10 protein-coding genes and 1 tRNA gene are annotated in these 12,289 nt (G+C 38.0%); 4 read left to right on the top strand and 7 right to left on the bottom strand.

Going from position 1 to position 12,289, the window contains the following annotated elements; translation table 11 throughout:
- Window positions 1-1,626, top strand: coding sequence for a 6-hydroxymethylpterin diphosphokinase MptE-like protein (locus BMY21_RS12050; protein ID WP_074644585.1), 1,626 nt, complete (start codon window positions 1-3; stop codon window positions 1,624-1,626).
- A gap of 172 nt (window positions 1,627-1,798) precedes the next feature.
- On the opposite strand, the gene lepA is transcribed toward BMY21_RS12050, so the two are convergent.
- The 6 genes from lepA to BMY21_RS12020 form a co-directional block, all read right to left on the bottom strand.
- Window positions 1,799-3,604, bottom strand: a complete 1,806-nt coding sequence (gene lepA / locus BMY21_RS12045; RefSeq protein ID WP_074644584.1) for a translation elongation factor 4 — start codon at window positions 3,602-3,604, stop codon at window positions 1,799-1,801.
- Between the two features lie 22 nt (window positions 3,605-3,626).
- Window positions 3,627-5,255: a S1C family serine protease gene (locus tag BMY21_RS12040; RefSeq protein WP_074644583.1), complete on the bottom strand. Its 1,629-nt coding sequence runs from the start codon at window positions 5,253-5,255 to the stop codon at window positions 3,627-3,629.
- A gap of 1 nt (window position 5,256) precedes the next feature.
- Window positions 5,257-7,359 carry a hypothetical protein gene (locus BMY21_RS12035; RefSeq protein ID WP_074644581.1) on the bottom strand — a complete coding sequence of 701 codons (2,103 nt, stop codon included), beginning with the start codon at window positions 7,357-7,359 and terminating at the stop codon, window positions 5,257-5,259.
- Complete coding sequence (tilS, locus tag BMY21_RS12030) at window positions 7,356-8,759, bottom strand: tRNA lysidine(34) synthetase TilS (RefSeq protein ID WP_074644579.1); 1,404 nt, start codon at window positions 8,757-8,759, stop codon at window positions 7,356-7,358. Before tilS ends, BMY21_RS12035 begins: the two co-directional genes overlap by 4 nt.
- Before the next feature lie 83 nt (window positions 8,760-8,842).
- Window positions 8,843-9,397, bottom strand: coding sequence for a 50S ribosomal protein L25 (locus BMY21_RS12025; RefSeq protein ID WP_074644577.1), 555 nt, complete (start codon window positions 9,395-9,397; stop codon window positions 8,843-8,845).
- Between the two features lie 85 nt (window positions 9,398-9,482).
- On the bottom strand, window positions 9,483-10,460 hold the full coding sequence (locus BMY21_RS12020) for a hypothetical protein (RefSeq protein ID WP_074644575.1): 978 nt from the start codon (window positions 10,458-10,460) through the stop codon (window positions 9,483-9,485).
- A gap of 163 nt (window positions 10,461-10,623) precedes the next feature.
- On the opposite strand from BMY21_RS12020, the gene ispE reads away from it, so the two are divergent.
- From ispE to BMY21_RS12005, 3 genes are all read left to right on the top strand, one after another.
- Window positions 10,624-11,493: a 4-(cytidine 5'-diphospho)-2-C-methyl-D-erythritol kinase gene (ispE, locus tag BMY21_RS12015; RefSeq protein ID WP_074644572.1), complete on the top strand. Its 870-nt coding sequence runs from the start codon at window positions 10,624-10,626 to the stop codon at window positions 11,491-11,493.
- A gap of 42 nt (window positions 11,494-11,535) precedes the next feature.
- Window positions 11,536-11,817, top strand: a complete 282-nt coding sequence (gene spoVG, locus BMY21_RS12010) for a septation regulator SpoVG (RefSeq protein ID WP_022933210.1) — start codon at window positions 11,536-11,538, stop codon at window positions 11,815-11,817.
- A gap of 25 nt (window positions 11,818-11,842) precedes the next feature.
- Window positions 11,843-11,915, top strand: a tRNA-Gln gene (locus BMY21_RS12005).
- A 53-nt stretch (window positions 11,916-11,968) separates the two neighbouring features.
- Here the strand turns inward: BMY21_RS12005 and BMY21_RS12000 are convergent.
- Window positions 11,969-12,289, bottom strand: a 321-nt coding sequence (locus BMY21_RS12000; RefSeq protein WP_177177731.1) for an IS3 family transposase, incomplete at its 5' end; no start/stop codon positions are given.

The following is a 12,289-nucleotide window of genomic DNA, read 5'->3' as shown; positions in this document are numbered from 1 at the left end:
TTGGAAGAAAAGATTATTCAAAAGCCCTGTGCCGTTCAAAAAATTGAGACGTCTCAGGGCTTTTCTGTTTCATACAAAGAACACCTTCTCTATTCTAAATACAATCCTAAAAAAAATATTATTACTTCCATTGAGAATCTTAAGCTTCTTCCTGGCACAATTATTCTTTGCTGTTCTCCTCTACTCGGTTATGGAATTATAGAACTATTAAATAAGCTTCCATCTGACTGCCTCTTAGTTTTATGTGAAGTAGAACAGGAACTTTTTGATTTTACGACAGTAGAACAAACTCTTCAATTTTCTGATAACAGAGTCATTAACTGTACACCAGCTGAATTAAATAATCTTTCTCTTAGACTTTATGATTTAGCAACTACAGGCCTTTACAAACGCGTTACACGACTTGATATGTCTGCCGGAACTCAATTTCATAAAGAATATTATGACAAACTTTTTACAGCCTGCTCAGACTCTGTAATGACATTCTGGAAGAATCGAATTACACTCACAAAGTTCGGTCGACGTTATTCTAAAAATCTTTTTGAAAACCTTCATTATCTTTCTGATTCAAAGCCTATAACTGATTTTTTTAATACAATAGAAAAACCAATTATAGTCTTTGGTGCTGGAGAAAGCACTCAGAAGCTGATTTCGTCATTACAAGCACAAAATGAGAATCAATCAAATTTATCAAATTACTTCATTCTATGTGCCGACACAGCATTGCAGCCTCTCTTAAAGAACGGAATCCGACCAGACGGAGTTTTTATAGAAGAAGCTCAGTCTGTTATAACAAAGGCTTTTATTGGAGTTCCGGAAGATATTCATATTTTTGCAGGATTATCATCAATTCCAAATCTTGCCCATAAAGCAGGCTCTAAGAATATTTCCTACTTCTTTACAGAATACACAAAAGCAAGTTTTATTGAGAATCTGATAAGTAAATCGTTTATGCCGCCAGCAAATCTGCCGTTCGGTTCTGTAGGCCTTACAGCAGTATATTATGCATTAAAATTCCGTAAGGATGAATCAGTTCCTGTTTATATTTCAGGACTGGATTTTTCTTACTCAACTGGTATAACACATACAAAGAATGCTCTGGCTCATATTCTGCGGCTCATTACAGGTAACAGAATTAACAGCATTGCAAATTACAGCACTGCATACGGGACAGGAACAGAACAGTTCACAGACAAAAGCGGCAGAAAGTTTATAACTACCCCATCGCTTAAAAATTATGCCATAATGTTCAACAACCTTTTTGGCGACACAAAGAACCTTTTTGATTCTGGAGAATGTGGTATTCCATTAGCAATTCCAAGAGCGTTTCCAGGACCTTCTGAAAAGAAAGAGCTGAATATTAAAACATCAGCTTTTTCTCAAAGCCACAAGAATGAAATTCAAAACTATCTGGAAAATGAAAAGAAAGCACTGGAATATCTGCGCGATTTACTGACAGGAAAGACAGAATTCACCGGTGAAAAATTATCTGAAGAAATCGCAAATATTGTAGAACCTAGAGAATATCTGTATCTGCATTTTGCAGATGGCTGGAAGTTCTCAATGAATCAGTCGTTCTTAAATAGAATCAGAACAGAAATCGATTTCTTTTTTAAATATCTGTAAAAAATGATACTTGAACACTCCCGCTGAAAAATCCCAAAGGTTGCGGGTGAGCCTCGTCGCTTCGCTCTGTATGCACGGACTAAGCACACAGGTCAGTATCGGCTCAAGGCAACCTTTGGTCTTTTTCTGCTCCGTATTCAAGTATCATTATTCACAGAGTTTATAATAAATCTTACTGATCATCATTCTCTTTAAGAACAGCAAGGAATGCGCTCTGTGGAAGTTCTACATCACCGATCATCTTCATGCGCTTTTTACCTTCCTTCTGTTTTTCAAGAAGCTTGCGCTTACGTGTGATATCACCACCATAACACTTAGCAAGAACGTCCTTGCGAACAGGGTTTACAGTTTCGCGGGCAATAATCTGTCCACCGATAGCACCCTGAATTGCAACCTTGAACTGCTGTCTTGAAATCTCATTCTTAAGGCGTTCACAAACCTTGCGTGCACGGTCTACAGCATTCTGACGGAAAGTCAAAAGTGAAAGTGCATCGACAATCTTTCCGTTCAAAAGAATATCAACCTTTACGAGGTCTGTAGCACGATAGCCGGTAACTTCATAATCAAAAGAAGCATAACCGCGGCTATAGCTCTTAAGACGGTCATAGAAATCAAAGAGAACTTCAGAAAGAGGCATCTCATAAGTAAGCTCAACGCGTTTTGTGTCGAGGTACTGCATGTTTGTCTGAACACCGCGCTTTTCTGTACACAAAGCCATAATAGAACCAAGGAACTCAGAAGGAGTGATGATTGAAGCCTTGATATATGGCTCTTCAGCATCCTTAATTCGTCCCTGAGGATATTCTGAAGGATTATCAATATACATATCTTCACCGTTCTGGAGATGAAGAAGATAACGTACGCTAGGTGCTGTAAAGATTACAGCCTGGTCAAAGTCGCGCTCAAGACGTTCCTGAATGATTTCAAGGTGAAGAAGACCTAAGAAGCCACATCGGAAACCGTTACCGAGAGCAAGCGAATTATCCTTTTCATAAATCAAACTTGCATCATTAAGTTTGAGTTTTTCCATACTGTCTTTAAGTTCTTCATAATCATTTGAATCCATTGGATAGATTGAAGAATATACAACAGGCTTTACTTCCTTAAAACCAGGAAGCGGCTCATCTACACCGCCCTCTACTGAAGTAATTGTATCTCCAACTTTAACATCGCTAACAGTTTTGAGACCGGAAATAATATAACCTACATCACCAGCTTCAAGCACTCCAGTTTCTTCGTAATTGATTTTGAAGATACCACACTGCTCTACTTTGTACTGAGTGTTTGTGCTCATCATTTTAATAAGGTCCCCAGTCTTGAGACGACCTTCCATAACACGAACATGTACAACTACTCCGCGGTAAACATCATAGTGGCAGTCAAAAATCAAAGCCGCAAGTTTTCCGTTAGGATCTCCTGTTGGAGCCGGGAACTTTGTTACAATTGCTTCGAGAAGTTCATCTATTCCCTCGCCTGTCTTTGCAGAAACACACATAGCGTCTGCAGAGTCCAGTCCAAGCTCATTATCAATCTGATGTTTGCAGGATTCAATATCAGCAGATGCAAGGTCAATCTTATTGATTACTGGAACCATTGTAAGATCATGCTCAAGAGCCATATACATATTCGAAACAGTTTGGCTTTCTACTCCTTGAGTTGCATCAATCAAAAGAAGAGCCCCTTCACAGGAAGCAATAGCACGTGAAACTTCATAAGAAAAGTCTACGTGGCCAGGAGTATCAACGAAGTTCAATTCGTAGTCGTGACCGTCCTTTGCGTGATAAGGAATTGTTACAGCCTGACTTTTGATTGTAATACCACGTTCACGTTCAATATCCATATTGTCGAGAATCTGGTTCATCATCTTGCGGTCATCAATAATCTTTGCCTTCTGAATAAGACGGTCAGACAAAGTTGATTTTCCGTGGTCGATGTGAGCAACAATACAGAAGTTGCGCTTATATTTCATTTCGGTCATTTTAAAGCTCCTGAATCACAAATTAAAAATAATACGGGCTATCAAGACTAGTCGCAAGACTCATAGATACATCAAGAAAAGCCTTCTTTTTTCTTTTCGTTGCAAGTGTTGTTATTATAACTTCATTCTTCTGATCAATCTGAACACCATTTATAGTTACAGAATCATTCTCAGAAAAACTCATCTGGTCTGCAGTACTTCCCAGAATAATTTTTTCTATTGTATAGGAATTTCTGTTTGTTGTCGATGAAGGAATCAATTTCATTCCAAAAAGAGGAACAAAAGAACTGGTAATCAAATCTGAATTATAAACTGTTACAGATGGATTTTCCGGTCTTTTATCCAGATATACAAGACATTTCTTTTCTTCACCATCTGCAGAAATATAACAGCATTCTACTATAGTTTCTGTTTCATACGACATCATCATAAAATTAAAATCATCAAGAGATGAAATCTGTTTTCCATCAAATGATGTAATAACATCGCCAGGTTTCAAGCCGGACATAAATCCAGAGCCTCCGGAAAGTACATACTGAACTTCGAGTCCCTGCTTTTTAAGTCCTTCACGTTTTGTATTTCCAAAACAGCCGATCCATGGATGAATAATCTCACCGCGGCCATAAAGATAAACAAGCTCCTGCTTAAGATATTCAACAGGAATTGCAAAATTTAAGCCCTGCAACTGAAGCATTCCTGCAAAAACAATTGCCTGTACTTTTAAATTACTGTCGATTAACGGACCACCTGAGTTACCTGAGTTTACAGCTGCATCAATCTGAAATACATTTCCAAGAGCAAGCAGTTTACGGTCAAAAGATGAAACAATACCGGAAGTAAGAGTTCCTTCAAGACCAACAGGAGTTCCTATTGCAGAAATCTTATCTCCTATTTCCAGGTCTGTACTTGAACCGAGATTAAGAACATATTCCGGAACAATTTCTACTTTAAGCAGTGCAAGATCAAGCAAAGAATCATAACCAACAACCTTTGCTGGAATCTTTGTCAGATTATCATCAGAAAGCTTTATATATAAACGAGAATAACCTTCATATTTCGGATTTACCATAGAATCAATTACATGATGATTTGTTACAATATATCCGCGTTCATCAATAAAAAAGCCAGAACCAATTATTACGTCTGCATAGCCGGCACCATTTTTAACTTTTACTCCACGGTCTACCCATATAGTAACAGCAGCCTTCATACATTCTGAAATCTTTGAAGGTACCTTTTTATTTACACTTGTAATTCCAGGAATATCAGCATAAGCAAGTTTTTCAATCTGCGAATAGGAATAAGTCTTTGCTTTCCAGTCCGGCTTTACAGCAATAATGGATTTATAATATCTTTTTGCATCAAGATAATTTTTATCTTCGATTGAAGCTTCCAGACGAGTCGAAAGATAATCAATACATCGTTCAATCACATCTTCTCGTCCAAGAAGACTTGCCCGCCATAAAGCTCTTACAGGTTCTTTTTCCATAAAAGAATTGATGCGTTCAATTTCATTTTGAACGATATCTTCATCAGAATAGTTTAAAGGCTCTGGAACAGAAGCCGGCTGACGAACAGATTTACAGGAAACACAAAATAATACACAGGCCAATAAGCTTGCAATTGAGAAAAACTTTACTAACAGTTTCATATTATTCAGCAGCTCCTTCTTCAAGCGGCACAACAGTTGCAGGAACTTTACGACAGAAATAAGAAGAACCAACCTTTATAACTGATATTCTCTGTTCTTCATAATCAAACAAATCTATTTTTCCCTGTTCAAGACCGCGTGAAACAAAATCTAAAACAGAAGTCTCTTCATCTAAAGTTCCTTTCTGATCAATCCAATAGAGTCCCTCAGTTTCTCCGGCATATACAATAACCTCAGTGCCTTCTGAATTCATTTTAACAGGCACACCATCAGCCAGAGTGATTGAAAGAATCTGAAGTCCATTTGAATCAAAATACAAAGACTCTTCGATTAATGACTCATCTGTTTTCTGCGGATAGCGAATGTACTGACAGTCTGGAAGCCCATTATCATCATTATCCCAGATAGTTACCTTTCCATTATATTCCAGATATTCCTCTGAGAACTCGCAGAAAGTATTTGCATTTCTATCCACCTGAATTTTGCGGAGATACAGATCTGAACGGCCATCTATGAAGTTGAATACACTTGAAACAATGCGGTTATTTTCTTCTGAGCGAAGACCATCCTGTGCAAAAGGTATTTCTGAATAAAACTCTGTAGTTTCAAAACTGCCATCATTATCATAATCAACAAAACGAACGAGAGAGCTTTCTTTTGTAAAATCACAGTAAGCATAACGTTTATTCTTTTCGTAGAACTCAGCAAATACGATATTTCCACCAGAAAGAGTATAAACAATTTTTGCGTCATCACGCTCAGTAACAGGAAGTTCAAAACTTGATGCCTTTTCAATGAGTTCCTGAGGGAGAGGAATTGCAATTTCTTTTGAAATATATGGAATATAGAATTCTGCTCCAGTACGTGCAAAAACTGTATCAGTCATAAAATCAAAAGGTGAAAATACAAAATCATCATGAAGGAAATTGAAGATCAGATTATTATCTGAATAATGAACCTTTGAAATTCTCGGAAAAGTATCATAGAAGAATTGAATTCGACTTGTATTGAAATAAACAAAAATCGGAGCACCAAAATCACAAGAAGAATAAAGTTCTGTTTCACCATCGTTATTTCCATCATATTTTATATACTGAGGACGGCCATTTTCATATTGAACTGTAAACTCATACTGAAGGTCCATATTTTCATCGATATAAAGAGTTCCTGTATAATCAGCAAGAGTTTCTGCAGCACGCTGAATTACAGCTTCATCAGAAAGAAGTGCAATAAAAGTTTCAAGTAAATCAAGAGAGAGTTCAGAACCGGAAGCGCTGAAGAACATATCAAAAGCCTGCTCATCAGTGTAAATGCCGGCACGTAAGGCTGCAATAGCAAGCAGCGCACTAAGGTTCTTGTTCTTGGCGTCGATTGCTTTTATGAGACGGTGTTTTTCCTCTCCACGGGCAAAAGAAACAGCCATCAGTTCGAGTTCCTGATTTCTGTCTGAATAATCAGGTAGTTTTGCTATATAAGAATCTGCAATTGTAATTACAATCTGAGGGATAGTATATTTTAGACCATCTCGTTCAGCTTCACTCATAAAAAGTGATTCAAACATGAAAAAGATTTCAGAAAAACGCTGATCAGATGGATAAACTCTGCGGTCACTATTAAGTCTCTGACGAGCCTGACTCAAAGAATCTTTAGTTCCAATACGATAATAATTCTTTATACGGATAAACTCTGCATCTGCAGAATAAATAAATGGTTCACTATCAATAACAGAAAGAGATTCTTCATATAGACCTGTATCAGAAAGAAGATCTGCAAGGAAAATACGAGCTCCATTCTTTGTATACCCTGCCCAGCTTGAACGTTCAAAAGCAGAAGATAAAAGACGGAGAGCAGCAGCCTTAGTTCCACCAAGATTAAGAGAAGCTGCAGCCTTTATATAATAAAGATCAGAAATTGAATTATCATATGAAAGTCCAAGTTCAGCCTGACTTAAAGCATTCTGCCAGTCTCCGGCAACAAGACAGTTTTCAGCAAGTTTTAAACATCGCAGTGCAGTATTTTTATTTGCCGCTGCAGCAGAATTCTGCGCAATTACAGAAAAGGAAATAACTAACGAAAAAAGACAACTAATTACTAACTTTTTCATAACTTTACAATCCAATCCTTATATCCTAAAAATCCACCAAGAACAGCTTTTATGCTCTGGGATTTTTCATTCAAAATCTGAATTACCGGGATAAGCGGGCGTTCAGCAGATGAAACATGCCAGTCTGAAAAAATATCAGAAACTTTTTTTTCCGATTTATCAGCACAGATTACAGTATCACCTGGACCTGTATTCCTTACCAGAAAAGGAATCGGAACACAGTCTATAACACTTCCTTCTGCAGCACTGACAGAAACAAAGCCCTGTCCATTCTGCTCCCTGTAATTAAAAACATTTAAAAACCCGAAAGGAAACTCAAATGTTCCAGTTTCTTCTATTATATCAGAAAAAAACAAATCCGTATTGTTTTCTGTGTGTTTTTTTACAAAAAGATGATTTTTTTCACAGATGATGTCTATATCAGAAAAATGCTTTGAAAAAGAATAATCATAATTATTAGCAGTTTTGTTATTAAAAACAGAAATTACATCTTTGAGAAACTGATGAGGTATACGGGATGTCTCACCGGCTTTATTGCAAGCCTCAAGTAAAAGACGGTATTTTACAGCATCAGGAGCTGAAAGAAAATCTGAAAAAGGGAGTTCAACTGAACCGTCTTTTGTAAGTACAAGAGGATATTTTTCTATGCATGATTGTATAAGCCTTGAATCTTCAGCAGCTTTCTGAGCTCCATTAAGAACTGCAGTCTGCCAGCCGGAAAAGTTTTCATCAAGAAATGGAACAAGCTTAAGCCGTATCTTATTACGAAGATAATCCGTCTCATAATTAGTTTTATCCGTCCGCCACTCAAAGCCCCGGCTAGCCACATATTCCTCGATTTCCCGCCGCGTTACTCCCAGCAGCGGCCTTATAAAACATTCCCGCCGCGCTCTGATACCAGCCGCAGCCTCCGCGGGGCTTCCCTGCAAAAAGCGCATAAGCACCGTCTCCAGCTGATCGTTCCGGTTATGTGCAAGGCATAGAGCATCCAAGCCCCGCTCCGTCACAAAACGTCCGAACGCCGCGTAACGTAAATACCGAGCTGCTTCTTCTATACCACCGCCGCGCTTCTCCGCTTCTGCCGCAACAGCCCCTCGCTCAAGTTCCACGACATCGCATTCAATCTGCCGTCCCTCACGGCGAAGTCTTTCGCATACTTCAAGAACAAAGTCCACATCGCCGCGACTCTCCGAAGCCGGCCGTATATTATGATTTACAGTGATTACATATAAAGGAGAAAAAAACTGAGAGAGAGAAAGCAGCAGCGAAACAGAATCTGCTCCACCCGATACGGCAACACCGATGCGCTGACCTCCGCCAATAACTTTTCCGGCAGGAGAATCCAGCTGTAAGCCGCATTCAATTAAACCATTCCAAACTTTCTTCTCAAACTCACACATAAAAAAAAGACTGTTCTGAAAACAGAACAGTCTTTATTATACACTAAAAAGTGCTAATTAGCGAGTACCTTGCGGTGTGGAAATTAACCACGAGCTGGAGATACAGTTACGAGTGGGAGTTCAGCGCTTGTAAGAACTTCAACCTTGCTGTCAAGCTTGAGATCCTTTACGCGGAGAGCTTCACTAACGTTGATTCCTGAAATATCAGCTGTGATTGTTTCTGGAAGGTCAGCAATAGCTGCCTTGATTTTGATTTCGTTATTGCGTTCTTTCTTGAAACCACCCTTAAGAACACCAGCTGGAGTTCCTGTGTAGTGGATCTTAATCTTCATAACGAGTTTTTCGTCTGCATCTGGTGCAAAGAAATCTGCGTGAAGAACTTTGTCGTTACGGATGTTGTATTCAACGTCCTTGATCAAAGCGAGAGATTCTTTTCCATCAACGTTAAGAGTGATAGAAGTTGTTGGAGTGATAGTTCTCCAGATCTTGTTGAATTCTACTTCGCCAACTTCGATAGATGTAGCCTCGCCCTTTGAATTGTAAACAACGGCAGGGATACGTCCTTCTTTGCGAAGATTTTTAGCAGCTGTTTTACCAGTAGCTGTACGAAGTTTTGCTTCGAGTGTCTGCTTACTCATTTTCTTAAAGCTCCTTATATCCTTAAAAATATTGAACAATATTAACAGAAATCAGTAAGTTATTCAAGACTGGGACAAGTTACTGTTAATCACAATAGCAGAATAAGGTAAAGAACTTCAAATAGTTATAGATTCTATTACGTATTTCATAATTTATATTAATTTTCGAATAATTCATATATATATGCATTTTATAAACTTTGTTTGTACTTTTCTTATACATGCAAGTTACAAAATCTGCACAGGCAATTTCTGGAACAAAGTAATCAGGGCCTATACCATATCCTACATAATAATTATCAACACCACAGTTCTCCAGTATACCGATTTTTTCAGGTTCTGCAAAAAACCAGTCATCATTATACTTTTGTGAAATATTATCCAGTTTTGTAATATTGATTATATCTTTTACATTATTTACTGTTACATTTTCATATTCTTCTACAGTTATTGTCATGGAGTTTGTTCCACCGCCAATGATGTAAATTAATTTCTTTTCATCAACTGGCTGTTTAGTTTCCATAGACCGTTTCGCCATAACATTCCAGTCATTATTGAACAGCATAATTCCAAATTCATCATTAAAAGGATGTACTTCATAAAAATCTGACAGATTTATATTCTCATCAAATTCAGAATCCTTATAAGAATATTGAATAACTTTCTTATCTCCCTGTTTACTGGTTGTTTTCTTTGAACTGTATTTTTTCAACAGGGCTTTTTCAAAAGGCTGTTCTTCCAGATTGTTTTTCTGAATATATTTTTTAACCTGTTTCTGAATATTTTTATTCTTTGTGTTTATAAAAAAGCTTTCATAAAGCATTGCAGAAAAAAGCTTCTTTCCGATCTGATTTTCATATACCCTTGCAAATTCATCATCAGGAATTTTAATTTTACCCTCTTCCCAATTTTGCAGCCAGTTCCAGCATTGGAAAAAGTGCTGTAATTCTTCTGCGGTAATTACATAAAAAAGCTGCGGTTCTTCTTCCTGAGGCTCAGGATTATCAGCATAAACAAAAACAGATAATAAAAGGAAAATTAATGCGAAAACTGATTTTTTCATTTTTTAACTCCAAAACTTTTTATTATTTAGTTCAATTTTTTTTTATTGATATTTAATTTTACAATAGATTTATAAAATTTAAAAGTTTTTTTATGACTTTTGAGACAAAAGTCATAAACGAAAAAAGTTTGACTACTAGCAAAAGTAGTATATAATTATATTAATGGAACATGAAATTTCTGGCTGGGCGTATGCAAAAATAAATTTTGGTCTTCGGGTACTTCCCGGACGTGCAGACGGATTTCATGGCATTGAGAGTATTTTCCAGACTGTTGATTTATTTGACGAGTTGACTTTGACAGTAACAGCAGAAAAAGGCTGTTTTGTGCATTGCAGCGACATGGAACTGCCTGAGAATAATACTCTTACAAAGGCTTACAATGCATTTTGTAAGGTTGTGGACTGTGAGGTGCCAGGTGTTAAGGTTGAACTAAAGAAGGGAATTCCTTCTGGAGGAGGCCTTGGCGGTGGTTCTTCTGATGCAGCCGCTCTGGTAAGAATGCTTGAAAAGCTTTGTAACGTAAGGTTATCTGACAGCGATCTGGATAATATTGCTGCCGAGACAGGCAGTGATGTTTTTTTCTTTATGCACTGCGATGAACAAGGCCGGGGCTGTGCTCTGGTATCTGGTCGTGGTGAAGTGGTAAAGAAAATCCATGGGCGAGAAGACCTTTTCCTGGTATTGATTTTTCCTAAGGTGAGCTCTTCCACTAAAGAAGCTTATGCTCTGGTGGATGAGGCTTTTGCCGGTGGAAAAGTTTTGGTAAGTCCTGAATTTGATGAGCTAGAGCTGGTTTACAGAAAGCCGCCGGAAAACTGGACTTTTATTAATACTTTTACGCCCGTGATTTCTAAAAAATACGAAGAGATTGGGCGAGCAATTGAGGCTTTAAAAGCCCTGAACTGTAATTACGCACAAATGTCAGGCTCCGGTTCAACAGTTTTTGGGGTATTTGCTTCCAGGCAGCTGGCTGAATCTGCAGTAGAAAAACTCGCAGATTCTTGGAACTGTAAATTAGCGCGGACTGTATAAGATTATAGTTTTGCGGTGTAATTTTGCGGAGGTAGATGATTTATGCAGATTACCGAATTGAGAATTAGAAAGGTTGAGGACGAAGGTAAGCTCCGTGCTTACGTTACAGTTACTTTTGATAACTGCTTTGTTGTTCACAATGTAAAAATTATCGAAGGCAAAAGCGGCCTGTTCATTGCAATGCCAAGCCGAAAAACTGCCAACGGGGAATACAAGGATGTAGCCCATCCTATCAGCCCAGAGTTCCGTACCGAACTGCAGGACAAAATCCTCGCAGAATATAATGCCGGTCATGTTGAAACAGGTACTTCCCCAGACGACTAAAATATTATATAATACTAGGCATCTTTGGGTCGTCGGCAAGCGGTAAGCCAACGGCTTTTGGTGCCGTCATTCCACAGGTTCGAATCCTGTCGACCCAGAAAATAAAAAAGCGAGCTATTCTGAAGTGCACCCCAATTATTGGACACTTTAACTAGGCTGATTTTAAGGACTGATTCCTAAATTGTAAAGGGGTCAGTCCTTTTAATTTAACCTTAATTCTCTTTTCGTTGTACCAAGACAAATATTCAACTAATTCTTTTTTGAAATGTTCAACAGATTCAAATTCCTGTAAATAAAAAAGCTCAGATTTAAGCAATCCAAAGAAATTCTCCATTACCGAATTATCAAGACAGTTGCCTTTTCGCGACATGCTTTGCCTGATTCCTTTTTCTTTCAGTCGCCTCTGATAATCATACATCTGATACTGCCAGCCTTGATCAGAATGAAGAATCAGATTTGTTCCATCCGGAAT

Source organism: Treponema bryantii (genome assembly GCF_900111035.1).
Classification (GTDB): Bacteria; Spirochaetota; Spirochaetia; order Treponematales; family Treponemataceae; genus Treponema_D; species Treponema_D bryantii_C.
This window is presented reverse-complemented; position numbering and strand designations above follow the sequence as displayed.